Source organism: Methanofollis liminatans DSM 4140 (assembly GCF_000275865.1).
Classification (GTDB): Archaea; Halobacteriota; Methanomicrobia; order Methanomicrobiales; family Methanofollaceae; genus Methanofollis; species Methanofollis liminatans.
On sequence record NZ_CM001555.1, the window covers coordinates 1,569,038 to 1,594,533 of the forward strand.

Below are 25,496 nucleotides of genomic sequence, written 5' to 3' on the forward strand. Positions count from 1 at the left end.
TATGGACCTGATCGCAACGATCCTCCTGGCCGTCCAGAGCGCCCTGCCGTTCTGGGAGTCGCGGTATGCGATCCCCCTCGCCATACAGGGGGGCTACCCGCCGGCGCTGGCGTTTGCCGTCGGGTTTGCGAGCAACCTCGCCGTCGTCGTCGTGCTCCTTCTCCTGCTGGAGCCGGTCTCGGGCTTCCTGAGTGCGCATTCGAAGATTTTTGAGCGGTTCTTCGACTGGCTCTTTGCCAGGACGCGCCGGCACACCGAGCGGTTCGAGCGCTGGGGGGCGCTTGCCCTCGTCCCCTTCGTCGCCGTGCCCATCCCGGTGACCGGGTCGTGGACCGCCTGCGCGGCGGCGTTCGTCTTCGGGATCCGCTTCCGCTACGCCCTCCCCGCGATCGCCGCCGGGATGATCGTTGCCATCACCATCACTACCATTACCATGCTCGGGATCACCATTATACAGGGAATACCTGGAGGATACCCATGAAATACATCGTCGTTCTCGGGGACGGGATGGCCGACGAGCCCATTGAGGAACTCGGCGGGAAAACGCCCCTTGAATATGCAGATACCCCCAATATGGACCGGGTGGCGCGGGAAGGATCCTGTGGCCTTTTGCGCACGGTAAAAGACGTCTACGAGCCTGGCAGCGACGTCGCCAACCTCTCGGTGCTCGGCTACGATCCCGGCACCTGCTATACGGGCCGGGGCCCCCTCGAAGCCGCCAGCATGGGCATCGACCTCGCCCCGACCGATTATGCGTATCGCTTCAACCTGGTCACGGTGCGCAGGGGCGTGATGGAGGACTTCAACGCCGGGCACATCACCAGCCAGGAGGGGGCCGCCCTCATTGCCTCATTGCAGGGGAAGGTGCCGGGCGTCGAGTTCCACCCGGGCATCTCGTACCGGAACCTGATGGTCGTCCACGGCGCAAAGGGGTCGGTGACCACCCCGCCCCACGATATCGTCGGGCAGGAGACGGCGCCGCACCTTCCTGACGGCCCGGACGCACCCCTGCTCTCCCGGTGCATGGAGGCGGCTACGGCGGCCTTCGCCGACCACCCGGTAAACCGGGCGCGCATCGCCGCCGGAAAACTCCCGGCTACGACGATATGGCCGTGGAGCGGAGGAAAGCGGCCGTCCATCCCCGCGTTCCATGAGCGTTGGGGGCTCTCGGGCGGGATGATCTCGGCGGTCGATCTCCTCAACGGCATCGCCCGCTACGCGGGGATGGAGGTGATCCAGGTCCCCGGCGCCACCGGTTTCCTGGACACCGACTACGCCGCAAAGGCCCGGTACGCCCTGGAGGCGATCGAGCGTCTCGACTTCGTCTACGTCCACGTCGAGGCGCCGGACGAGGCCGGGCATATGGGGAGCGTGGAGGAGAAGGTGCGGGCGATCGAGGGGGTCGACGGGATCGTCGGCACGATCCTGGACCACTTCGACGGCACGGTCGCCGTCCTCCCCGACCACCCGACCCCGATCAGGCTGAAGACCCATACCCGCGACCCGGTGCCGTTTGCGATCCGCGGCCGGGCGCGGGACGGAACCGCCGTCTATTCGGAACGGGAGGCGGCGAACGGCGCCTTCGGTCTGGTCGAGGGGCCGGATTTCCTCTCCCTCCTCTTCGGGAAGAAACCCTTCGAACAGAAGGAATAACAAAAAACTCTTTTTTGAAAAGCGGTTGCGGCATCAGCACCCTGCTTCATCACCGATCAGTGGGGGTAACTCTCATCATCTGCCGCAGTGGACCCTGTATGGTTCCAGAGAATATTATATTGGTGAGCCCCGGTAATTATTGTTCGTAACTGCCACCAGAGAGAAGACCATGGCACCATTCAGCATCGCCAGCACGATCCGGGAGATCGAAAGAGAGGTCGGCACCCTCTCGCCGATGCAGAAGATCCTGCTCGGGACAGACGGATCCGTGACCGCTATCCTGGAAAACGTGCTCGGATGCCGGGTAGAGGTCGCCACCCTCCTGCAGCGGATCGTCCCGGCAGACGAGAAGGTTGCGGCAGACCTCGACATTCCCGCAGGGGAAGAGGTCAACCACCGCATCGTGACCCTGAACAACGGCGATACCGGGGAAACGCTCATGTACGCCGTCTCGGACACGCCGCTCAGCAGGCTCGACCCGGCGTTCAGGCAGGACCTCATGCGGGCCGACATCCCGATCGGCCGGATCATGCAGATGCACCGGATCGAGGCGCGCAGAGAACTCAAGGAGGCCGGCGTCGTCGCCGCCGATACCGAACTCAGCCGGATATTCGGAATATACCGCCACGAACCCCTCCTCTCCCGGAAGTACCAGATCATCAACCGGGGAAAACCTCTCATCGCCATCAACGAGACCTTCCCGTACGGGACGTTTGCCGACGATACCCGGGTGGTCGTGGAGGCCCCGGCACGGATCCACATGACCCTGATCGATATGAACGGGAGTTCGGGGCGCGTCGACGGCGGGATCGGGATCTCTCTCGAAGAGCCGACGATCGTGCTTGAGGCGAGGCGGAGCGAGGAGATCGCGGTCCACGGCGATCAAGAGAGTGCGGAGACGGTAAAAAAGACGGCCGAGCAGGTGCTCAGGGCGATGGGCGTGAACGGCGGCGCCGATATCACCCTGCGGCACACATATCCCAGGCATGCCGGCCTCGGGAGCGGCACCCAGCTCGCCCTCGCCACCGCCCGGGCGCTTGCCGAACTCTACCGGCGGCCCGCACCCGGCGGCGCGCCCCCCTGCACAAGAGAGATTGCAGCCCTCGCCGGGCGGGGCGGCACATCAGGGATCGGGACGGCGGCCTTCGAGTCGGGCGGGTTTGTCCTTGACGGCGGGCACAGTTTCGGGGCGTCGGGAGAGAAAAACGACTTCAGGCCATCGGCGGCGTCCCGCGGGATCAGGCCGGCGCCGGTGGTGCTCAGGCACGCCTTCCCGACAGACTGGCAGATCCTCCTTGCCACCCCGAAGGTCGGCGCCGGGGTCAGCGGGCAACAGGAGAAGGACATCTTCAGGGACCACTGCCCGGTCCCCCTCGGGGAGGTGCAGGCGCTCTGCCACACGATCCTGATGCAGATGCTGCCCGGGATCGTCGATCGCGACCTCGACCTCTTCGGGTCTGCGGTGAACACGATCCAGGAGATCGGGTTCAAACGCGTCGAGCACAGCCTCCAGCCGCCCCGGACACAGGAACTGATTGCGGCGCTGAGGAGCACAGACGCCGCATGCGTGGGCCTGAGCTCCTTCGGGCCGACGGTCTATGCGATCGGCGACACCGGGATGATCGCGGCCGAGCACGCCGCAAAGGAGGCGATGGGAGGGTGTGGAGGGACGACGGTCCTCACCCGGGCGCGCAACCGCGGGGCAGAGATCAGGACGGCATAAGCGAGATTCGGGTCCGGTCGAAGACCCGGCCTGAAACACGGACCCCATTTCCCCTGAGAAACATCCCTGCAGCGTTCACCCGGATGTCCGCAATCCGGTTCCCTGAAGAGTATCCAGCGCATATTAGATATCAGACCACCATCTATCTGTGATCATGACGCCGACAAAAAAGACACTCACTCTGGGTATCACCGTCAACCTGGACAACTACGAGAATATCCGCCTTGAAATCACGGGCGAGGTCGGTTCGCCCGAGGAAGCCGACGGCCTCGCGGGCTTCCTCGACGCCACCCTTGCCCGTCTCGGGCGCGGCGACGAGGCGACGGCAGAACGTGTGGACACCTATCGAAAACGTGTGTTCTCGATGAAGGCGACGGAAAAACACCCCGAACCCGGGGTGCAGACGGTGCTGACGCCTGTTGCCGTGGAAGCGCCCCAGGAACCCGTGGCGAAGCCCGTACCGGAACCGGCCGTTGCAAAGGATCAGCCAGAGCCGGCCCGGGCAACGGCAGAACCAGAACCCACAACGACGCCCGGCCCTGCGGCGGCAATGGCAAAACCTCTCGCCCATGCACCGGAAACACCGGCGAAAAAGGCGCCTGAACCTGCTGCAGCGACACCAGACCTCTGCGAAGAGTGCAAAGCCGCCGTGACAAAGACCCAGAAGCAGATGAGCCAGCTCTTCCTGAACCGGACGCTCTGCAAGGCCTGCATGGACCGGCTGACCCACCCGCGGTGAGACAACGGCGCAGGAGACGCACGGCGTCCAATATAATATATAGGCCCGGCACGAGGGATCAATAATGAAACGGGACCTGCTCATGTGGGACGAAACGCTCTTTCGAGACCCCGAGGTGTTTGAAATCGACTACGTCCCCGAGCAGTTCGACTACCGCGAGACCCAGATGCGGGAGCTCGCCTTCCAGATCAAACCCGGCCTGCGAGGCGGCCGCCCCCTGAACACGATCTGCAGGGGGCTTCCCGGCACCGGCAAGACGACAAGCGTGCGCAAACTCTTCACCCAGATCGAGGAGGCCACCAGAAAACTCATTCCGGTGTACATCAACTGCCAGATCGACAACACCAAGTTCGCCATCTTTGCCCAGATCTATCATAAACTCTCGGGTCATCTCCCGCCGACCTCGGGCACCTCGTTCAAGCAGATCTTCGACGCCATCTGCCGGATCCTCCTGAAGGAGGAGGCAGTCCTCCTCGTCGCCCTCGACGACGCCAACTACCTCCTCTACGAAAATGAGATCAACCGGGTGCTCTACGCACTCCTCAGGGCGCACGAGTCCTATCCGGGCACCAGAATAGGGGTGATCACGATCATCTCCGATCTGAGCGTCGACCTCTCGCGTGAGGTCGACCCGAGGGTCGCCTCGGTCTTCCGGCCGACCGAGATCTATTTTCCACCCTATTCGGCAGACGAGGTCAGGCACATCCTCACCGAGCGGGTGCTCACCGGCCTCTACCCTGGCGTGCTCCCTGATACGATGCTCGACCTCGTCATCGAGCAGACCATGAAGAGCGGCGACCTGCGGGTCGGGCTTGACCTGCTGAAGAGGGCGGCTTTAAACGCCGAAAAGGATGCACGCCGGCGGATCGAGGAGGACGATGTCTGCCGCGCATACCAGATCTCGAAGTACCTCCACCTCACCTTCACCCTGCGGACCCTGAAAACCGAGGAGAAAAATCTGCTCAGGACGATCGCCACAATGAGCGTCGGCGGCAATGAGATGAACGCCGGCGAGGTCTATAAGCATGCAAAACAGGAAGCAAAACTCGGTTACACCCGTTTCCACGAGATCGTCAAGAAGCTTGACGCAATAAGGCTGATAAACCTCGATTACCGGGAGGGACGGGGCCGGACACGGGTGATCACGCTCAGGTACGAGCCGCAGCGCGTCCTCGAACTGCTGGACTGAGCGATCGATTGGCAAGTCTTATCTATTCTCTTTGCGTTGTTTATGTGAACGGTGATATTTCCATGCTGAGCGTGAACGAACAGGCCCTTGATATATTTAACGACATCTTCGAATATCCTGAAGACTACAATGCCGCCGCCCACGAACTGGACAACGGTGCGCGGATCGTCGATGCGGGCGTAAGCGTAGAAGGTGGATACCGGGCAGGACGCGTCTTCACGGACATCTGCCTCGGCGGTCTCGCCGAGATCAACTTCACCATGGGACAGATCAAGGGGATCCCGATGCCCTTCATCGAGGTCTCCACCGATTTCCCGGCGATCGCCTGCCTCGGCGCCCAGAAAGCAGGATGGACCGTCAAGGTCGGCAACTACTTTGCGATGGGATCGGGACCGGCACGCGCCCTCTCCCTCAAGCCGAAGCACACCTATGAGGTGATCGGCTACGAGGACGAGTGCGATACGGCCGTGATCTGCCTGGAGAGCGACCACCTCCCCAACGGCGAGGTCATGCAGAAGATCGCCGAGTCCTGCAAGGTTGACGTCGCCAACACCTGCGCCATCGTCGCCCCGACCTCCTCGATCGTCGGGTCCATCCAGGTCGCCGGCCGCTGTGTCGAGACCGCCGTCTACAAGCTGAACGAACTCGGGTTCGACACCAGAAAGATCATCTCCGGCTTCGGCACCGCACCGATTCCGCCGGTCCGCGGCCCCAAGCTCGCGATGGGTGTCACCAACGACGCCACCATCTACCACGGCCAGATCTCCCTGACGATGAAGGCGCCCGAGATCAAGGACTACCTCGAGAAGATTCCGTCCTGCACGTCGCAGGGCTACGGCAAGCCTTTCAACGAGATCTTCAAGGAGGCGGGCTACGACTTCTACAAGATCGACACCTCGCTCTTCTCGCCGGCAGAAGTGATCATCAACGAGCTCTCCGAGGGCGTCATCTACCGCGTCGGCGGCGTGAACCCCGAAGTGACCCTGAAGTCCTTCGGGCTTCAGTGAATACGTTTTTTTTAGAGAATTGAGAGGGGGAGGAAATGATCCTCCCCGCGATTATCTGACCCAGTCGATCTCGGGTTCGCGCCGCGGCGGTTTTTCAGGAATCTCCTTCGGGTAGCCCAGGACGATCGGCGCCACGATCATCCAGCCTTCTGGCACCTTCAGGGCCTTCATCAGGTCGGGGTTGTCGGCGACCGGGCCCGCAGCCCCGATCCAGCAGCTCCCGACCCCGAGCGCATGGGCGGCAAGCATCATGGTCCCGGCGCAGAGCGTGCAGTCATAGGTGCTGAAACGGTTTTTTTCGTCCCCGAGAACGAGGACCAGGACCGCCGCACCATAGAAGATGTTGAACTCCTTTGAAGCGAGCAGTTTTTTCTGCTCCACGGCTTCGGGAGCGGTCATATCCTTCAGGCTGAGGAGGAGGATTGGTTTGCAGTAGTCGGAGATCCTCTTCATCAGGTCGTGGTCGCGGACGACGACAAAACGCCACGGCTGGAGGCCGAGCGTTGTCGGGGCATGGATCCCCGCATGGATGATCGAGAGCACGGTCTCGTCGTCAAGGTAGCGGCCCTCATAGGCGCGGATGCTCCGCCTCCCCATGATGGCGTCCATGACTTCTTCGGTATGTGGTGGCATAGGAACGCCTTCTTGCATACCGGCATAATAAAGGTTCGTTGGGGTTCAGGGCAGGGGGCACCCGGCACATGGATTGATGAGGTTCGGCGTCGATTAACGGGTACAGAGGTTGAAGCGTCATGTCTGAAGAAATCACTATTGGAAAGGAGTTCAAACCGGCCCCCCGGTTCAGGGCCTATTACTTCCTTTCTCTGATCATCGTTATCGTTTTTCTGGTCGCCTTTGCGATCCTCCCGGCCATTTTCGCCGGCGCCCCCCTCCCGGTGATACTCGGGATCGCCCTCGTGATCTCGGCGATCGCCGTCTTTGTCGGCGCATGGATCCCGATGTACTACCAGAGCATCCTCTACCACCTGACGCCGACCGAGATGACCTGGCGGCGGGGCGTCTGGTTCAGGCAGACCGGGATCGTGCCCTACAACCGGATCACAAACGTCGATATCATCCAGGGGCCGGTGATGCGCTATTTCGGCATCTCTGACCTCCGCATCCAGACCGCCGGATACTCGGCGCAGCAGCAGGCCGAGATCAAACTGATGGGCATCGAGGAGCCCGAGCCCCTCAGGGAACTGATCATGGCGCAGGTGAGGGGACGAGCGCCGGTGGCGGCGGCGACCGGCGGTGCAGAGACGTCCGGGGAGGAAGGCGACGTGATCGCGGAACTGCGGGCGATCAGGCGCCTGCTCGAAGGGATGGCCGGGGAAAAACGCTAGCGGCACCGGGTGATCGCCGCCCCCTCCCCTCCTGCGGGGCGGTGCAATCGGAGTGTTCCAGCCCTGCCAGAGAGAGAACCGGGAGGGCAACAGAGATATATGATCCAAGGTGCAACAATAAACGGTATTTCGGGGCTTGTGGTCTAGTCGGTTATGACGTCGCCCTTACACGGCGAAGATCCCCGGTTCGAGTCCGGGCAGGCCCATGGGTTTTTTTGATAAACTGCGAATAAAACAGGGCAGATTCTAGTTTTAGAAATCAAAAGTAGCAAATCGATGAACCGAGAAGCATTCGGGACCGATTCCCGTAAGAATTCATCCGCCTCACGCGAGAGCGCGATGTGTCTGGCAACCATTTTTCGCACGTAATTCTTTCCTTTTGCCATTTTACCATCGTCTCTATCCAATTACCTCCTGTAGCCACAGATGGCCATCAGAGGTCACGCTTCACATTCAAAACGGCCGCAGCCTGCACAAAACTACCGGTTAATATACTCCCGATACCATACGTACATGAGAGACGGTACACAGAGATGATGGAAGTCGAGTATCAGCCGACCAGCCTCAAGGATGTCCTCATCGAGATGAAGGACATCTCCGAGCTGATGGTTGACCTTGCCTATTCTGCGATCCTCTTCGAGAGCCGGGAGATCGCCGGCGAAATCGAGAACCTCGAAGAGATCATGAACCGCCACACCTACCAGGCGCGCATCTCCGGGATGCTCGGTGCCAGAAGGGTCGAAGAGGCGGAATCGATGAGCGGGCTCCTGCAGATCGCCGAGTCGGCTGAACGGATCGCCAACTCGGCCACCGAGATCGCACGGATCATCAGGAGAGGGGCAAAGTTCCCGCAAAAACTGCGCGAAGCCCTTCCCGAGGCCGAAGAGGTGACCGTGCGGGTCGAGGTCGCCCCCCACGCCCTGCTCGACGGAACGACCCTCGGCGAGGTGAAACTCCAGAGCCGTTCAGGGATGCGGGTGATCGCCATCAGGCGCGGAAACGGCTGGATCTACGATCCCGACAAACGCTCCGTGATCAGAGGCGGGGACATCCTCCTTGCAAAGGGGATCGGTGCCGGCGTGGCGCCGCTCCATACGATGGCCGGAGCCACCCCCGAGCCCCACCGCGAATGGGCGCGGGCCGGGTGCGTCGACGATCTCGACCGGGCCGTCGCCCTGATGATCGAGATGAAAAACCTCTCGGAACTCGCCGTTGGTCTCGCCTACACCGCCCTCCTCTTCACCAACGAAGACCTCGCACGTGAGGTCAGAGCCCTTGAAGGGCGGATGGAGGATATGCGCTACCAGTTCGACCTCTGGGTGCTGGAAGCAGCGAAACGCATCGAGAACGTGGAGTACCTCAGGGGCCTCCTCCACCTCTCCTCATTCGCAGAGACGATCGCAGAAGCGGCGTCTGCAATCGCCGACGTTCTCCTCCGCGATATCGAGATCCCCCCGGTGTTCAGGATGATCGTTCGGGAGTCCGACGAGATCATCACCCGTTTCGAGGTGGAAGAAGGATCAGCGCTTGCGAACCGAAGCCTGAAAGAGATGTCCCTCGCTACCGTCACCGGCATGGTCGTGCTTGCGATCAGGCGCGGCGGAGAGCGCTGGACATACAGGCCGGGCAGAGACGAGCGCCTCTTCGCCGGCGACCTCATCGTCGCGAAGGGGCGGCGGGACGGCGAAGAGCAACTCGCAACCCTCTGCTCGGGTAAAAATACATAAGCATTATCATTCAAGAGAGTACGAAGATGGCGAATCAAGAAGATACGATAATCTATTCCCTCGGCCCGAACTGCGGGATCGGGGAGATCGAAGAAGGGAAAACCTATGCAGGGACCGTTCAGGGCTTTGCAAACTTCGGAACCTTCGTCCAGTTGAACGCCCGGCTCAAGGGACTGATCCACAAGAGCAACATGGTCCAGGAGCACCAGGAGCGCGAGCAGATCTTTGTAAAGGTCATCAATATCAGGAACAACGGGAACATTGACCTTGCAGAGGTCCTGCCCCGGGTGTACCGGCTCGAGACCGTCACCAGGCAGGTTCGTGTGACAAAAATGGGCGATCTCTCATCGCAGGTCGGCAGGAGCGTCACCCTCGAAGCCTCGGTCGCCCAGATCAAGCAGACGAGCGGGCCGACGATCTTCACCCTCGTCGACGAGTCCGGGAGCGGCAACGCCGCCGCCTTCATCGAGGCCGGCGTCCGGGCATATCCAGAGATCGAACTCGGAAGCACCGTGATGGTCAGCGGAGAGGTGATGCGCCGGCAGAACCAGCTCCAGATCGAGGTCAGCTCCATGGAGGCGCTCACCGGCGAGGACGCACAGAGGGTGCACGACCGGATCGAGGCAGCCCTCGACGCCCGCGCCGAACCCGCAGATATCCCCCTCCTGATCGAGAGCGACGTCCTCGAACGCCTGCGCCCCGCGATGCGGACGGTTGCAAAGATGATCAGGCGGGCCGTCTTCGAGGCGCAGCCGATCATCCTCCGCCACCATGCAGACGCCGACGGCATCTCGGCCGCCGTCGCCGTCGAGCAGGCGGTGATCGCCCTGATGCGCGAGGAAGGCGACGACCTGGACACCGCCTACTATCTCTTCAAGCGCTCCCCCTCAAAAGCGCCTTTCTATGAGATCGAGGACATCACCCGCGACCTCGACTTCGCCCTGAAGGACCACGAGCGGTTCGGGCAGAAGATGCCGCTGATCGTCCTGATGGACAACGGCTCCACCGAAGAGGACCTCCCCTCGATGAAGATGGCCAGGATCTACAGCCTCCCAATGATCGTCGTCGACCACCACCACCCTGACGCAATCGTCGACGAGTATGTGATCGCCCATGTCAACCCCTACCACGTCGGCGGGGATTTCGGGGTCACGGCCGGCATGCTCGGGACCGAGGTGGCGCGGCTGATCAACCCGAAGGTCAGCGACGCAATCAGGCACCTTCCGGCCGTCGCAGGCGTCGGCGACCGGAGCGAAGCGCCGGAACGGCAGCGCTACCTTGACCTGATCGCAGAGGATTATTCCGAGCAGGAGTGCAAGGACATTGCCCTCGCCCTGGACTACGAGCAGTTCTGGCTCAGGTTCAACGACGGCAGGGAACTGATCAAGGATATCCTCAACCTCAAGGGGAACCGCGACCTCCATAAGAACCTCATCGGTCTCCTGGTCGAATCGGCGAACGCGGCAATCGAAGAGCAGATGGCGGCGTCCATGCCCCATGTGGTCGAGGAGCGGCTCCCGAACGGGGCATATCTCTTCAGGATCGACGTGGAGATCTTCGCCCACCGCTTCACCTTCCCCCCGCCGGGCAAGACCTCGGGCGAGATCCACGACCGGCTCTGCCGGCAGCACCCGGGCGAACCGGTGGTCACCCTCGGTTTCGGTCCGGACTTTGCAGTGCTCCGCTCCCGCGGCGTGCTCATGAACATCCCGCGGATGGTCCGCGAGCTCCACGACGAGATCACCGGCGGCGGGATCAGCGGCGGCGGTCACCTGGTCGTCGGCTCGATCAAGTTCGTCGAGGGGATGCGCGAAGCCTCCCTGAACGGCCTTATCGAGAAGATCGGGCAGGCCCCGGTCGAATAAGGCGCCCGGAATCCATATCCTGCATCTCTTTTTCTCCGATTTTGCGAAAGGCATAAGTTTTCCAAACCGCATGGGTAGGATCATTATGGAGGATCATACAGGGACAGGCATATGCGTGCTCTGCTGCCTTGCACTGCTGCTCCTTGCGGCACTTGCTGCTCCGGTTTCGGCACGGGGCGCCACCATTTCCGATATCCTGCCGGGCGACACGATATTTGTCTACGAGGAGGGGCTCGATATCACCGCCCTGCAGAAGACCGCGACCGGCAACCCGGTCACGGCCCTCAGGCGTTTCACCGACGACGACGTCACAAAAGGGATCGTCAACGAGATCCCGGTGGCGGACGATACGAACCTTGACGTGCTGGACGCTTCGGTCAGGGGGTACACCGGGCTGTATTATGCCTACAGCCAGGCGGACGGCCTGACGACAAAGAGCGTCAACGTGCGTTATCCAGAAGTGAGCATCGAGGCGGTGCTCGCAAACCCGTATCATGCCGAGAGGATCGAAGGGATTACGATACCTGTCGGAACGTCGATCGCGATCAAGGTCGTCTCGCCGTTCGTGGGCACCGATTATGTCGCCGGAGCGACTCATGCCTCCGTCGACATCGTCGTCACGACGCCGGGCGGCGCCGAGATGACCGCCTTCGGCGGGGCGAACCTTGCAAACCTTCCGGTCACGGCCCAGCAGTTCTACACCGACGACCTCGCCGCCCCGATCCTCCTCGACCGTCTTGAAGAGGGCACATACAGGGTTCAGGCGCGGTGGCGTTCTCCGCAGAGTTTTGCCGACTCCGCAGAGGACTCGAATGTGATCACGTTCTCTGTGGGCGACCGGATAGGAGTGGACGTTACGGTGACGCCGGCGACGACGGAGACCACAGTGCCGCCGACGACGACACCTCCTGCACCGACGGCCACGACACCGCCGGTGACGACCGCGACCACGGCCCTGCCGACCGCCACGGAGACCACAGAACCGCCGACGACGGCGCCGACGACGCAGGCGGCCGGAACAGCGCTCCTGCCCCTGATCGGTGCGGCGGCTGCACTCTTCCTGGTGTTGCGGCGGAAATAACACCTTTTTCAGAGCAAACCTGCCGGAACCCTCCCTGCACCCTGTGTCGCCGATAAGCCAGAAATCAGTTTTCCCCTTCAGCGCGACTCAGGCCCGGACGCACACATCCCCTCCTCGATCCATCTCCATGCCTCCTGGCGGTGTTCGGGCCTGAAGAACCTGACATCGGTGCTGGAGAAGAGGAAGAACGCCGGCTGAACAGAGAGCAGACGGGTCTCCCACTCCTCCCCACCGACGATCGCCTCACGCTCGACCGAGGAAACCTTGATGTCCTGAATGAGGTCGTCGGCCATCGCTCCGAAGTCTTCCCCCTTGAAATCGACGATATCGACCAGCACGCGGACAGTGCCGTAGCGTTCGATCGCCAGGTCGATCGCCGGCATGAACACCTGCATGTAGTCCTCATCGGTCACGTCGCCGCTGATCAAAAACCCGATGACGCCTCCCGTGCTTTCCGGCAGTATCTCTATCATCTTCCCCACCCCGTGCCTGTCCTTCCAGACAGATGACTGAGGATAAGGGGATCGTACTGATAAATAGGTTGCCGGTTCCTGCCAGCGTCCACCGTCACGGACCCGGAGAGCACGACCGCGAAGACGGGGAGCACCGGCATCACCGGAATGATGGTCAGGGACGGAAGATCTCCGGATGGAGCGCCGCACAGATCCCGGCACCGAAGATGAATCCTGCAGATAAGCGTGGCGCCGACTGAAAAGGGCTTGATGCGAAAGCCCGCAACGCCCCGCTCCAACCCGCACGCCCCCGCGAGTTAATCCCCAAAGAATGCCAATGGTACGCTGAGGGTGCGACAGAGCATGAAAAAAACCATCATCACCGTCGTAGGCAAAGATGCAGTCGGGATCATTGCGAAGGTTTGCACATACCTGGCAGACAATCAGGTCAATGTTGAAGATATTTCCCAGACTATCGTGCAGGGCTATTTTAACATGATGATGATCGTCGATACCAGCGGGTCTTCCAGACCTTTTGGCGAGATGGTACGTGAACTGGAGAATCTCGGCGACGAAATCGGCGTAAAAATCAGATGCCAGCATGAAGACATTTTTACGAAAATGCACCGTATCTGAGAGGAATTCCGATGGTCACCCTATTTGAGGTAAATGAAACAAACAAGATGATCGAGCAGGAAAAACTCGATGTCCGTACGATTACTATGGGCATCAGCCTTCTTGACTGCTGCGACGCTGATCTGGATATCTTGAACCAGAACATCTATGATAAAATCACCTGTGTAGCAAAGGATCTGGTCTCCACCGGCAGGGACATTGAACGTGAATATGGCATTCCCATCGTCAACAAACGCATCTCCGTCACCCCGATCGCACTGGTGGGTGGAAGGGCCTGCACGTGCCCCGAGGACTTTGTGACGATTGCCAGGACCCTGGATAAGGCTGCCAGAGCGACGCAGGTGAATTTTCTCGGAGGTTACTCCGCCCTCGTTTCCAAAGGCATGACCAGGACCGATGAAAATCTCATCCGCTCCATTCCCCTGGCCCTCTCTTCCACGGAACGGGTATGTAGTTCCGTAAATATCGGCTCCACCAGGACCGGGATCAACATGGACGCCGTCAAATTGATGGGAGAGATTGTCAGGGAAACGGCGGAAGCGACAAAAGAGCACAACTCCCTGGGCTGTGCAAAACTGGTCGTATTCTGCAACGCTCCCGACGACAATCCATTCATGGCCGGTGCCTTTCACGGCGTGACCGAAGCAGATGCCGTGATCAACGTGGGCGTCAGCGGTCCGGGAGTTGTGAAGCATGCCCTTGAGGGGGTCAGGGGCGCGAACTTTGAAGTCCTCTGCGAGACCGTGAAGAAAACGGCCTTTAAGGTCACCCGGGTCGGGCAGCTGGTGGCCCAGGAAGCCTCGGAGAGGCTCGGGGTTCCTTTCGGGATCGTCGATCTCTCTCTGGCGCCGACGCCCTCGGTGGGCGACAGTGTGGCAGAAATTTTAGAGGAAATGGGCCTGGAATCTGCAGGCGCTCCGGGAACCACCGCCGCCCTTGCCCTGTTGAACGACCAGGTAAAGAAAGGGGGCGTCATGGCAAGTTCCTTCGTCGGCGGACTCAGCGGCGCCTTTATCCCGGTCAGCGAGGACCAGGGCATGATCGATGCCGTCAACCGCGGGGCCCTGACGCTTGAAAAACTTGAGGCGATGACCTGCGTATGCTCGGTCGGCCTGGATATGATCGCCATCCCCGGAAACACGTCCGCCGCCACGATCTCCGGCATCATCGCCGACGAAGCGGCGATCGGCATGGTGAACCAGAAGACAACCGCCGTCCGCCTGATCCCGGTAATAGGAAAAGACGTCGGCGATACGGTGGAGTTCGGAGGGCTGTTAGGGCATGCACCGGTTCAGCGGGTAAACACATTTGGCTGTGAAGATTTCATCAACCGTGGCGGCAGGATACCTGCACCGATTCATAGTTTCAGGAACTGAGAATCAAGGGGGTTTGGCCAGATGACGGCTGAAACCCTCATACCGAGTTTGATGTCTCTCCTGTAATCGCAGGGAGGGAGCGCGGATCCCCTGCCTTCCCCCTCCTGCCTTGCCGGGGGTTTCACCCCCGGACTCCCCATTGCGATGGGGCCCGGGAAGAGCGAACAGGACATCCGGGGGGGGTAGTGCCGTATCCCCACCTATCCTGAGCAGGGGTCCGGGGGCAGCATTCCCCCGGCGCAGGAACGCCAGAATAAGATTTAAACAGAGCTAAGGCGCGGATATCTTCCGACCGGCCCGGAAGATCTCCCGCCACCCCTTTTCCGTTATCCCCGACGGGATCGAATGCCCCGTAATGACGGAGCAAGGGTGTCCGCGTCCAAGAGATACTATTTTGGCTTCACGAACGCCCCTCAATCACCCTTTCCCCATCGAACCGACTGGGCACTGGCATACCCGAGCACTCGCACAGACAAACCGGCCGTCAAAACAAAGACTATATATAATAATCGACTATTACATCTAACACGCCGAGGATTCGAGATGGTCGATAAAAAAAGTATCCGGGATAAGTACAACGATACCCAGAGCCGGATTGTATATTATCTCAAAAACGGCATACAGCGAGGCAAACACTATTTCAAATCGAAATATATTGCCAACGATCTCGGCCTGTCGTCAAAGGAGGTCGGGACGAACCTCGCCATACTCGCTGAAATCTGCGAGGAGCTCGAGATCACCCGCTGGAGTTATTCGAACTCCACCACCTGGCTGGTCAGCCCGCGAGCAGCATAATTATTATATCACCCTTCGATTTTTAAGTATGGAAAAGATCATATCGTTCGATTCTGAGATCGAGTTCGTCGCCAGGATCAATGAGGTCAAGGACTGCCTCATGCAGCAGGGGCCGGAAGGTTCGAGCAACGAAGACCCCGGGAAGCTCTGGTTCAATATCGATGTGCCAAAGGGCCACGGCTTCAGGGCCGGCGATCGGGTACGGATCACCATCGAAAAGATCTGAAAGGTACGATCCTTTCGCTCCCTCTTTTGCGCATCAACCGATCGGTCCATCCCCCTAAAAGATAGCAACAGAAACATATTCACGATTGCTCCACCCTGATCTAAAAAATCATAGAGAAACTATGAAATAGGGCGGTATCACACTATCTGATAATGGGAGAGGGGAAACTCAAACTCTGTGTCTTCGGCACCTTCAACGCCGGCAAATCCAGTTTCGTCCAGGCGCTCGATCCCCACACGCGGCATATCGAAGCGAACTGCCCGGGCGGAACCACGACGGTCGCCCTTGATTTCGGCAGGGTGCGGATCGGAGAGCGGATGGTCTACCTCTTCGGGACCCCGGGCCAGGAACGCTACGAATTCGTCCGCCAGATCCTTGCGCGTGGGATGGACGGTGCGATCATCATCGTGGATTCAACGGCCGCCCCCGACGATATGACCAGAAAACTCCTTGCCTGGCTGAAAGACCAGGGCGTGCCGGTGGTCCTGATGCTGAACAAATGCGACCTTCCCGGCTCCTCGCCCTCCCGTTTTGCGCATGAGATCGGGGATGCCGCCGTCCACCTCATTTCAGCAAAGAACGGCGAGAACGTGCACGAAGCGCTCTCGTCATTCGTGGGCACCATTGTCGGGTGAAAACCCGGCGAAAACCAAATACTATATCTTTTCTGAGACGTCACCATTGATTTGATGGCGACCAAAGGGACTGCAGTTTTTCCCACGATTCTCTGCCTCTGTATGCTGGCCTGTACCGGCGGCTGCACGGGCATCGGTTTTGGAGAGGTGACCTATAGCGGGGGGCAACTTGAGGTCATGGTGGACAACCCCGGCGAACCCGAGGAGGCGACGCTGCAGGTGACCGTCTTCAGGACGGACAATTTCACCCAGACCGGGGTGGCGAACTTTGCAGAGGTGGTGACCTTCCAGCGGGGGTCAAACACGTTCACCTTCCCGGTTGACCTCGAACCCGGCACCTATAAGCTCTACCTCTATATCTCGAAGGGGAGTGCCAGGACCGTTTCGGTGATCAGGGACATCACGGTGTAGACGATGGAGAGAATGATAGAGGCGGCGCGGGGGCGCATCCCGGCCGACACCACATACACCGGAGGAGTCCTCTTCAACCCCTTCACCTGTTCGTGGGAGGAGACCGCATTTGCCGTCAGGGACGGGATCGTTGTCGGCCTGGGGGAATACGAAGCAGAAAAAACGGTCGACCTCGGCGGCGCCAGGGTCGTCCCCGGCCTCATCGACGCCCACGTCCATATCGAAAGCTCGCTCCTCACCCCATGCGAGTATGCGCGCTGCGTCGTTCCGCACGGGACGACGACGGTGATCGCCGATCCCCACGAGATCGCCAACGTCTCGGGAAAGGAGGGGGTCGAGTTCATCCTCGCCGAAGGGAGCAGATCAGGCATGTCCATCCTCGTCACCCTCCCCTCATGCGTCCCGGCCACGCCGCCTGACATGGGGGGTGCCGTCCTCTCTGCAGACGACCTCATCTCCTTCGCAGGGAGAAAAGGGGTCGTCGGCCTCGGCGAGATGATGAACGTCCCCGGCGTCCTGGGCGGCGACCCTGAGGTCTGGAAAAAGCTCGGCATCTTCCCGGTCAGGGACGGGCACGCCCCGCTCCTCACCGGAAAAGACCTCAACGCATACGTGCTTTCAGGGCTGCAGAGCGATCATGAATGCACCTCGTACGCCGAAGCCGCGGAGAAACTGCGCCTCGGCATGTACATCATGATGCGGGAGGGCTCGACCGAGCGGAACCTTGCGGCCCTCGCCCCCCTGCTCACGCCGTGCACGGCGTCGCGCTGCTGCCTTGCCACCGACGACCGGCACGCCGATACGCTTGCCCGCGAGGGGCATATCGACGGCTGCATCAGGAAACTGGTGGGATACGGCGTCCCGCTCGAACTCGCCCTGCGTGCGGCGACCCTGACGGCTGCAGAGCGCTTCCGTCTGGCGGACAGGGGAGCGATCGCCCCGGGAAGAAGGGCCGATTTCTGCGTGCTTGCAGAAGGCGACGAGTTCAGGGTGAAGGAGACCTATATCCTCGGCCGCCGCTACACGGACCCGGGCTACCGGGAAGCCTCCTGCCCGAAACCGCAGATCACCTGCCGTCTGCCCGGGCCCGAAGACCTCGCCCTGCACGGGACGGGGACGGCCCGGGTGATCGGGCTGGTGGAAGGCCAGATCGTCACCGAAACGATCGCCCTTCCTGTGGACGCGGCTGCGATCCCTGACCTAGAGAGGGACATCCTCAAGGTGACGGTCTGCGACCGCTACCGCGGCGAGGGGGCAGGTGTCGGACTGGTCCATGGGTTCGGCCTGAAAGAAGGAGCCCTTGCCGCAAGCGTCTCCCACGACGCCCACAACATTGTGGCGATCGGCGTCTCGGACGCGGCGATCATCGCCGCCGTCGGCGCGGTGATCAGGAACAAGGGGGCGATGGTGGCGGTATCACAGGCCGGGACGACCGTTCTTCCCCTGCCATGCGGCGGGCTGATGGCGACGGCGCCGTATGGAGAGGTCGTCGCCGCTCTCGACCGCCTTGCAGAGCAGACACGTTCGATGGGGGCGATCGAGAACCCGTTCATGTACCTCTCGTTCCTGGCCCTCACCGTGATCCCGCACCTGCGCATCACGCCCCGCGGCGTCTTTGACGGCGACGCCTTTGCCGACGTCCCCCTCTTTCAGGAGGAGCCATGAACGACGAGCATATCATCGAGGCGATAGGAAGGACGCGGGTCGTCGTGCGGGACGGGCAGGTCGTGGAGGTCGGCGACCCCCTGATCCGCGCCTGCCCCCTGGCCGAGCGCTTCGGCAGACCGGTGCGTGAGATGACGAAAGAGGCGATCCGGGAGAACATCGAGGAGCGGATCCGCTCGTTCGGGATGTGCACCCCTGACCGCCAGGTGCTCGCTGGCCCGGATTTCGTCCTTTTCGGGGCTTCTGAACTCATATCCTGCGCCATGCGCAGGGCTCTGCTCGACTGTGCCGTCATCGCCTGCGACGGTGCAGGCACGCTGGTCGCACAGAACCCCGCGCTCGTCCAGGGCATCGGCGGGAGAATGTCCGGTCTGGTGAAGACCTCACCGATCCTGGCGGTGATCAGGCGGATCGAGGAGAACGGCGGCCGCGTCCTCGACCCGGCGACGGCGGCGATCGACCAGGTGGGAGGCGCGGCCTTCGCCCGTGAACTCGGGTGCAGAAAGGCGGCGGTCACGGTCGCTGGCGCCGGCGATGCAGAGAGGATCCGCCGCCTCTTCCCGGAAACCCTGATCGTCGGCGTCCACACCACCGGGCTCTCAGCAGAGGAGGCCGAACGCCTTGTCGCCGCCGCCGATATCGTCACCGTCTGCGCATCGCGGCACCTCCGCGAAGCGGCCGGAAAGGTGGCGCTCCTCCAGGGCGGGGCCGCGATCCCGGTCTTCGCCCTGACGCCGCGGGGTAAGGACGTCATTCTCGAGAAGATCCGGGAGACCGACGTCCCGGTGTTTATCAAAGCGGAGCGGCTCCCGGTCGCCGGGAAACGCGAACCCGAACCCCTCATCTGATCTTTTTTGAGTTGAACCGGCGGGTTCAGGGAATGCCCCCCGGAGTTCCAGGGCTGATCTCAGCCGATTTGGGCAATATATCTGCTGATGCGCCCGAACATTTACCGGAACAGTATAACCCATCGGGGGTCATGCATGAAAAAGATAGTTTCGATTGTTTTGATGATGTTCTGCCTGCTCACCGGCTCAGCCGCTGCGGCAGAAACGAGCAGTTACGATGCCGCAGCCATGGTGGCGGTTACCGATGTGCAGATCAGCCCTGACGTGCTGATGAACGGCGACACCGCCACGGTCGCCGTCACGGTAAAGAACACCGGGAGCGCAAGTGTCTCCATATCCCGGGCAACATTCTTCGGCACCGGGATCTCGGTCCAGAACACCCAGACCTACGACGCCGTCGGCGACCTGGGCCCCGGGACCACGAAGACGTTCACCTTCACCATCAAGGCCGACGGTTCGGAGACCGTCTATTACCCGACGTTCTACCTGGACTTCAGGGACGCCGGAAGCCTCCGCTACCCGGTCGCCGTGAAGGTGCAGGACGAAGAGGTGCAGATATCGGTCCAGGAGATGCCCGATGTCTTCGCCGCCGACAAGAAAGAAACAGTCACGCTCCTGATAGGAAACCCGCGCGAGAACGCCGTCAGCGGCGTGACCGTCGCCCCCGCGGGCGAGGCGATCCAGAGCACCCAGTCGAGTTCCTTCATCGGCAACCTCGATCCCGACGGATCGGCGACTGTCTCATTTGACATTGCGGCATCGCACTCCACCGACCTCACCTTCACGGTCACCTACCGCAACGGCATGAACACGCACACCTCTACCATCACCGTCCCGATAGAGGTGGGGACGTCCAAAACGGCCCCGATCATGGTGGTCAACAACCTGGCCCTGAGCAGTTCAGGCAGTTCATACGAGATCAGCGGCGACCTGAGCAATGCCGGCCTCGAGGACGCCTATTCGGTGATCGTCACCGTCGGCAGCCCGGCCCAGGGGGCGGACCCGTACCCCTCCTACGTGATCGGCTCCCTGGATTCAGATGATTTCTCGAGTTTCGAGGTGACGTTCACCGGCCAGGGCCTCACATCGGTGCCGGTCATCGTCCAGTACAAGGATGAAGACGGCAACGATTACACGACGGCCTATACCATGAAAATGAACGGCGCCACCGCCGCCACCGGCGATACGAGTGCGTCAGCATCTGGTTCAGGGCGCATGAGCGCCGCACCCGGCGGCGGGGGCCCCGGCGGCATGGGGATGTTCGGCATGTCGGGCGGCGGCCTCGGGACCATACCGTTCACCCAGATCGGCATCCTCCTCGTCGTCCTGGTCGTCGGCCTTGTCGGATGGCGCAAGGGCTACCTCGGGCGCGCCCGCACGGCCCTGAAGAACCGGATGAAGAAGGAGTGAGTGGAGAGAGATGAGCAGCGTTCCGGTCATCAGCCTGAAGAACGTCGTCAAGGTGTATCCCCTGCCTGCAGGGGACGTGACGGCGCTCAGGGGGATCTCGCTCGACATCATGGAGGGGGAGTTCGTGGCGATCATGGGGCCGTCGGGGTCAGGAAAGTCCACCCTGCTCAACCAGATCGGCAGCCTGGACGTCCCGACCTCCGGCGACCTCTTCATCGCCGGGAGGAACATCAGGGAGATGAACGACGACGAACTCACCGATATGCGGCGGGACACGATCGGCTACATCTTCCAGAAGTTCAACCTCATCCCCCTCCTCACCCTCTACGAGAACGTGGAATACCCGCTGATCCTGAAATACGGGAAGCGGGACACGACCGGGAGACCGATCGAACTGCTGCGGATGGTCGGACTGGAGGGGTCGATGATCGAGCACAAACCCACCGAGATCTCGGGCGGGCAGCAGCAGCGGGTGGCGATCGCCCGAGCGCTTGCCAACGACCCGAAGATCCTCCTCTGCGACGAACCCACCGGAAACCTCGATTCAAAGACGAGCGAGCAGATCATGGATCTCCTCACCGATCTGAACCGGCAGGGGCGCACGATCATCATGGTCACCCATAACCCGGAGACGGCAGAATACGCCCACCGCACGATCGTCATCAGGGACGGGAGGATCGCCCTATGACCGGGAACGTGATCTTCGATCTCTCGGTCAGGAACGTGAGGCGGCACTTTCTCCGCTCGTTCCTCGCCGCCATCGGGATCGTCATCGGGGTCATCGCCATCACCTCCCTCGGGATCATGGGGGCGAACCTGACCCTCTCGGTCACGGCGACGCTCTCGGAGAACAGCGACATCATCAAGGTCTCGCCGGGCGGAGGGCCGGGAGGCGGCGGCGGACCCGGGTTCGGCGGCGGAGGAGGAAGTGACGAGGAGGAATATATCGACGAGAGCCAGTTCAAGGATATCAAACAGGCCGCAAGTCCGAACACCGTGATACCGGTGTATTCGGAGTCGGATACGATAACGGTCGGTGACCTGGAAGGCCGGGCGACGGTCTACGGTCTTGACCCGGACGATATCGCCACCCTGCTCACCGTGGCGAACGGCACCTTCCTGAAGAGCACGTCGACGGCGCTGGTGGGCCCCACCCTGGCCGAGCGCTACGAACTCAAGATCGGGAGCCGGATCACGATCGGCGACGAAGACAGCGACGAGGGCACGAGCACGGTCAGGGTCGCAGGGATTCTCGAAGAGCGCGGCATGACCTACGATATCTCCACCGACAACGCGATCGTCGTTTCCGATCGCTGGTTCACCGGGTTCTACGGCGGCGAGGGGGAATACAGCGAGGTCATCGTAAAACTCGACGATATCAACGATGTCGATGCGGTCGAAGAGGCGATCGACGACCAGTTGAACCGTAAAGAGGACGAGGTCACGATCTCGGACGCATCGCGGATGATGGACTCGATCACCTCGTCGATCTCGACGATCATCTCTATGATGATGGGCATCGGGGCGATATCGCTTCTTGTCGCCTCGGTGAGCATCTTCAACGTGATGATGATGTCGGTGACCGAACGGATCAAGGAGATCGGGATCCTGCGGAGCATCGGCACCCGCCGGAGCGTGGTGCGCCGGATGTTCCTGTACGAGGCGTTCATCCTGGGGATGCTCGGGGCGGTCGTCGGCGGGATCCTGAGCATGATCATCGGGTATCTCGTCGTCCTCGTCATGATCGGGACGACGGATTACTTCTTCACGTTCGACAGTCTGATCTATATCCCGTACGGCATAGCGGTCGGGATCGTCGTCTGCGTGCTCTCCGGGGTGTACCCGGCGTGGAGTGCGGCGAACCTCGATCCGATCGAGGCGCTGGCGACCGAGTAGGGGGAGGGGGAAACGACCCCATTTTTTATTGTGGCATGGTGCAATGACTACATTGATCAGGTAGAGGGAGGATGAGCATGGAGCAGGAAGAAGGGCAGCATACCCTCGTGATGGAGAAGGACCAGGACTTTCTCGACGAACTCTCGGATTATCTCGATGTCCTCGGGAACGCCACGCGGCTGCGGATCCTGAAGTCCATCGAGCGGACGCCCAAGGACATGAGGACGATCTCGCGGGAGATCGAGACGAGTTACGAGAACACGAAAAAACATATCGACAAACTCCTCCTTGCCGGTGTGATCAGGAAAGAAGCCGGAATGAGCGCTCCAACCTCGAAAGGGATCCACCCGGTCTGGAAGTATTCGGTGATCCCGGGCGGGCTTGAGGCGATCATCCAGAACCTCGGGCTGTTCTCGAATCTTCAGGTCAGTTTCGGGGATCTCGGCCTCTCCAGACGGATCGAGGATGTTCTCGGGCAGGTATCGGAAAAACTCGGGACGGCGGCACCGGTCGTCGTGCTCCTCGGCGGCCCGGATGACGGAAAGATCTTTGCGCTTGGAGCGGAGATCATCAGCATCGGGAGGGAGGACGCGGCGGCCGTGCCATCTGATCCGGAGCGGGAGATCGTCCTCTCAGAGGAGTATGCAGCGGTCACGCGGGTCTCCCGGCCGCACTGCCGTCTCATTCATTCGTCGGGGCTGTGGCAGATCGAGGACTGCGGCAGCACCGGCGGGACGTTCGTGAACAATACCCGTCTGGCCGTCCATACAAGGACAGCGATCCGCGACGGCGATATCATCGATCTTGGAAAAGGTGTCAGGGGGGCCAGGCTTGTCTTCAGGGTTCCAAAAGAGGAGGAAAAAGCCTGAAACCATCAATTTTTCTGATCCCTGCTTCATGCACGCCTGCATGTGAACTCCACCGCGCCTGTGGGGCGTGGCTTCCCGCTCCGCCTGAACGCCCCCGCAAGATAAATAGTGAGCAGAAAAATAGTACCGACTGAAGCGGGACATGCCGGGGATGCAGGCCCACGGACAGCGGAGAACAACGTATGAAGATGCATAAAAGAGGAGCAGCAGTATGGATTCTTGTTCTCCTCACCCTCTTCTGCAGCGTTTGTGGATCTGCTGCCGGGGACGGGAGTGCGGGCGCTTCCAACGAGACAGTCCAGAGCGATCAGTATCCGCATTTCCGCCCGGACACCAGCCTGAGGGAAGATGGATCCTCCGTGATCAGGAGCGTGCTGCAGTCGCTCACCCAGAGATCGCTCTACCTGCCCGATCCTCCGGTACTCGATACGATCGATGCCAATGCCACGATCACTCCTTTCCCTGACCGGATGCCCGAGCGAATGGAGAATGAGACAGAACGGGATCGATCATTCGGCCCGATCCCGGCGCTGGAAATCACGGGGGCGTACGTGATATTTTTGCTCACCTTCGGGCTCTCGGCGCTGCTGCTCATCCTGCTCTCAAGGGCAGGGAGGCGGATATCGGCAGGCTACGTCCTTGACTGTCCGCGATCGGTCTCCATCGCTCTTGCAGGGGGTTATCTCATCCTCGGGCTCACCGCGGGATTTTTGTCCATACCTGTGCTCTCTTTGTTCAGCGCATCCGTTCTGATGGGGAACCAGATCTGGGCCACCGGCGCGGCGGCGTTTCTGCTGGTCTACCTCCTCCTCGCATCGCTTCTTCTCTCGTATGCCGTATTCAACCGGAAGTCTTTTGTGCTCGTCCAGGCCGCCCACCCGATCCCGGCCATCGCTCTCCTCGTGACGCTCTGGATCGTCACAGAGCCCCTGTCCGGCGTGAACAGCCCGGTGCTGCTCCCGGGGTTCATGATCGCTTCGGCGCTCCTGCCCGGGATCCACGGGTATTGCATGAGGAAAGGGACCGCTCCTGTCCCGAATGCCGGCGGATCTTCCTCGGCGCCGACGATGGTCAGCGGCGGCATCTCTGCGCCGGTGAGAACCGGGAACGGATTCCCTCCCGAGCTGGACGACCGGTACATGGATGCCGAACTGGTGGGCAGGGGCGGGATGGCGCTGGTGTTCAGGGCGCAACGACGCGAGGACGGCGCAACGGTGGCGGTCAAGGTGCCGACGCGCTATGACGAGATGACCGGCCACTGCTTCATGAAGGAGATGCAGATCTGGAAGGGGCTCTCGCATAAAAATATCGTCGAGGTCTACGCCTACAACATCCTCCCGGTTCCGTACGTGGAGATGGAGTACGTCGGCCCGTCTCTTGCCGATATGAATAAGCCCATCCCGCCGGATGAAGCGGTCAGGATCATCAGGGGTGTCGCGGAAGGGCTTGCCTGCGCCCATGCGGCCGGGCTGATCCACCGGGATATCAAGCCCGGCAACATCCTGATCGCCCCTGACGGGACACCCAGGATCACGGACTGGGGGCTCGGCAAGGAGGTAGCCGACCGCAAGGAAACCCGTTTCATTGCATTTTCCCTGGATTATGCCGCTCCCGAACAGATCTCGCCCGGGACCTACGGGCGCGGGGACGCACGGACCGACATCTTCCAGCTCGGGGTGGTATTCTACGAACTGCTGACCGGGAGACTGCCCTTTGCCGGGGAAGGCGTGGGAGAGGTGAGCGTCGGGATCCTCACCGCCGAACCGGTCCCGCCCTCGGGGATCATAGACACGCTCGGTGCTTTTGACGGCATCGTCCTCAGATGCCTCGAGAAAAAACCTGACCGGCGGTATCAGTCCATCCAGGATCTTCTTTTCGACCTCGATGACGTCGAGGACAGGTCATTCTGAAGTCAGGAAGACCCACTACAACCACCCGGTTCAACCA

At 61.1% G+C, this 25,496-nt stretch carries 25 protein-coding genes and 1 tRNA gene; 24 read left to right on the top strand and 2 right to left on the bottom strand.

What is annotated here, in order from left to right:
* Position 1: 1 nt before the first annotated feature.
* From METLI_RS07660 to mch, 6 genes are all read left to right on the top strand, one after another.
* Complete coding sequence (locus METLI_RS07660; RefSeq protein WP_004039264.1) at positions 2–481, top strand: COG2426 family protein; 480 nt, start codon at positions 2–4, stop codon at positions 479–481.
* On the top strand, positions 478–1,653 hold the full coding sequence (locus METLI_RS07665; protein ID WP_004039265.1) for a cofactor-independent phosphoglycerate mutase: 1,176 nt from the start codon (positions 478–480) through the stop codon (positions 1,651–1,653). The genes METLI_RS07660 and METLI_RS07665 overlap by 4 nt, the downstream gene beginning before the upstream one ends.
* Before the next feature lie 169 nt (positions 1,654–1,822).
* The gene (locus tag METLI_RS07670) at positions 1,823–3,376 is read left to right on the top strand and encodes a beta-ribofuranosylaminobenzene 5'-phosphate synthase (RefSeq protein ID WP_004039266.1); all 1,554 of its coding nucleotides are present in this window, start codon (positions 1,823–1,825) and stop codon (positions 3,374–3,376) included.
* 154 nt (positions 3,377–3,530) lie between these two features.
* Positions 3,531–4,115 (top strand): hypothetical protein, encoded by a 585-nt coding sequence (locus METLI_RS07675; protein ID WP_004039267.1) that lies wholly within the window; start codon positions 3,531–3,533, stop codon positions 4,113–4,115.
* A gap of 64 nt (positions 4,116–4,179) precedes the next feature.
* Positions 4,180–5,304: an ORC1-type DNA replication protein gene (locus tag METLI_RS07680; RefSeq protein ID WP_004039268.1), complete on the top strand. Its 1,125-nt coding sequence runs from the start codon at positions 4,180–4,182 to the stop codon at positions 5,302–5,304.
* A gap of 62 nt (positions 5,305–5,366) precedes the next feature.
* Positions 5,367–6,311: a methenyltetrahydromethanopterin cyclohydrolase gene (gene mch / locus METLI_RS07685; RefSeq protein WP_004039269.1), complete on the top strand. Its 945-nt coding sequence runs from the start codon at positions 5,367–5,369 to the stop codon at positions 6,309–6,311.
* 51 nt (positions 6,312–6,362) lie between these two features.
* Here mch and METLI_RS07690 read toward each other — a convergent pair whose 3' ends face one another.
* On the bottom strand, positions 6,363–6,944 hold the full coding sequence (locus METLI_RS07690) for a nitroreductase family protein (RefSeq protein ID WP_004039270.1): 582 nt from the start codon (positions 6,942–6,944) through the stop codon (positions 6,363–6,365).
* Positions 6,945–7,063: 119 nt separating this feature from the next.
* Between METLI_RS07690 and METLI_RS07695 the strand changes: the two genes are divergently transcribed.
* The 5 genes from METLI_RS07695 to METLI_RS07715 all read left to right on the top strand — a co-directional run bounded on the left by METLI_RS07695 (position 7,064) and on the right by METLI_RS07715 (position 12,330).
* Positions 7,064–7,657 (top strand): PH domain-containing protein, encoded by a 594-nt coding sequence (locus tag METLI_RS07695; protein ID WP_004039271.1) that lies wholly within the window; start codon positions 7,064–7,066, stop codon positions 7,655–7,657.
* 132 nt (positions 7,658–7,789) lie between these two features.
* A tRNA-Val gene (locus METLI_RS07700) sits at positions 7,790–7,863 on the top strand.
* Between the two features lie 327 nt (positions 7,864–8,190).
* The gene (locus METLI_RS07705; RefSeq protein WP_004039272.1) at positions 8,191–9,384 is read left to right on the top strand and encodes a potassium channel family protein; all 1,194 of its coding nucleotides are present in this window, start codon (positions 8,191–8,193) and stop codon (positions 9,382–9,384) included.
* A 26-nt stretch (positions 9,385–9,410) separates the two neighbouring features.
* Positions 9,411–11,249, top strand: coding sequence for a DHH family phosphoesterase (locus METLI_RS07710; protein ID WP_004039273.1), 1,839 nt, complete (start codon positions 9,411–9,413; stop codon positions 11,247–11,249).
* 85 nt (positions 11,250–11,334) lie between these two features.
* On the top strand, positions 11,335–12,330 hold the full coding sequence (locus tag METLI_RS07715; RefSeq protein WP_004039274.1) for a DUF3821 domain-containing protein: 996 nt from the start codon (positions 11,335–11,337) through the stop codon (positions 12,328–12,330).
* 77 nt (positions 12,331–12,407) lie between these two features.
* Here the strand turns inward: METLI_RS07715 and METLI_RS07720 are convergent, their stop codons facing one another.
* The gene (locus METLI_RS07720; protein ID WP_004039275.1) at positions 12,408–12,803 is read right to left on the bottom strand and encodes a SpoIIAA family protein; all 396 of its coding nucleotides are present in this window, start codon (positions 12,801–12,803) and stop codon (positions 12,408–12,410) included.
* A 342-nt stretch (positions 12,804–13,145) separates the two neighbouring features.
* On the opposite strand from METLI_RS07720, the gene METLI_RS07725 reads away from it, so the two are divergent.
* From METLI_RS07725 to METLI_RS12455, 13 genes are all read left to right on the top strand, one after another.
* On the top strand, positions 13,146–13,418 hold the full coding sequence (locus METLI_RS07725) for an ACT domain-containing protein (RefSeq protein ID WP_004039276.1): 273 nt from the start codon (positions 13,146–13,148) through the stop codon (positions 13,416–13,418).
* An 11-nt stretch (positions 13,419–13,429) separates the two neighbouring features.
* Entirely contained in the window at positions 13,430–14,794 is a 1,365-nt protein-coding gene (locus METLI_RS07730; protein ID WP_004039277.1) for a PFL family protein, read from the top strand.
* Between the two features lie 543 nt (positions 14,795–15,337).
* Positions 15,338–15,589: a DUF7123 family protein gene (locus METLI_RS07735; protein WP_004039278.1), complete on the top strand. Its 252-nt coding sequence runs from the start codon at positions 15,338–15,340 to the stop codon at positions 15,587–15,589.
* A gap of 28 nt (positions 15,590–15,617) precedes the next feature.
* Entirely contained in the window at positions 15,618–15,815 is a 198-nt protein-coding gene (locus METLI_RS07740; RefSeq protein WP_004039279.1) for a hypothetical protein, read from the top strand.
* 152 nt (positions 15,816–15,967) lie between these two features.
* The gene (locus METLI_RS07745) at positions 15,968–16,450 is read left to right on the top strand and encodes a GTP-binding protein (protein ID WP_004039280.1); all 483 of its coding nucleotides are present in this window, start codon (positions 15,968–15,970) and stop codon (positions 16,448–16,450) included.
* A 102-nt stretch (positions 16,451–16,552) separates the two neighbouring features.
* Positions 16,553–16,861 carry a hypothetical protein gene (locus tag METLI_RS07750; protein ID WP_157203246.1) on the top strand — a complete coding sequence of 103 codons (309 nt, stop codon included), beginning with the start codon at positions 16,553–16,555 and terminating at the stop codon, positions 16,859–16,861.
* A gap of 3 nt (positions 16,862–16,864) precedes the next feature.
* Positions 16,865–18,526 carry an adenine deaminase gene (gene ade, locus METLI_RS07755; RefSeq protein WP_004039282.1) on the top strand — a complete coding sequence of 554 codons (1,662 nt, stop codon included), beginning with the start codon at positions 16,865–16,867 and terminating at the stop codon, positions 18,524–18,526.
* The gene (locus tag METLI_RS07760) at positions 18,523–19,374 is read left to right on the top strand and encodes a methanogenesis marker 8 protein (RefSeq protein WP_004039283.1); all 852 of its coding nucleotides are present in this window, start codon (positions 18,523–18,525) and stop codon (positions 19,372–19,374) included. Before ade ends, METLI_RS07760 begins: the two co-directional genes overlap by 4 nt.
* A 135-nt stretch (positions 19,375–19,509) precedes the next feature.
* Complete coding sequence (locus tag METLI_RS07765) at positions 19,510–20,784, top strand: CARDB domain-containing protein (RefSeq protein WP_004039284.1); 1,275 nt, start codon at positions 19,510–19,512, stop codon at positions 20,782–20,784.
* A 10-nt stretch (positions 20,785–20,794) separates the two neighbouring features.
* The gene (locus tag METLI_RS07770) at positions 20,795–21,472 is read left to right on the top strand and encodes an ABC transporter ATP-binding protein (RefSeq protein WP_004039285.1); all 678 of its coding nucleotides are present in this window, start codon (positions 20,795–20,797) and stop codon (positions 21,470–21,472) included.
* Entirely contained in the window at positions 21,469–22,680 is a 1,212-nt protein-coding gene (locus METLI_RS07775) for an ABC transporter permease (RefSeq protein ID WP_004039286.1), read from the top strand. The genes METLI_RS07770 and METLI_RS07775 overlap by 4 nt, the downstream gene beginning before the upstream one ends.
* 77 nt (positions 22,681–22,757) lie before the next feature.
* On the top strand, positions 22,758–23,549 hold the full coding sequence (locus METLI_RS07780; RefSeq protein ID WP_004039287.1) for an FHA domain-containing protein: 792 nt from the start codon (positions 22,758–22,760) through the stop codon (positions 23,547–23,549).
* A gap of 182 nt (positions 23,550–23,731) precedes the next feature.
* On the top strand, positions 23,732–25,459 hold the full coding sequence (locus tag METLI_RS12455) for a serine/threonine-protein kinase (RefSeq protein WP_004039288.1): 1,728 nt from the start codon (positions 23,732–23,734) through the stop codon (positions 25,457–25,459).
* Positions 25,460–25,496 lie beyond the last annotated feature (37 nt).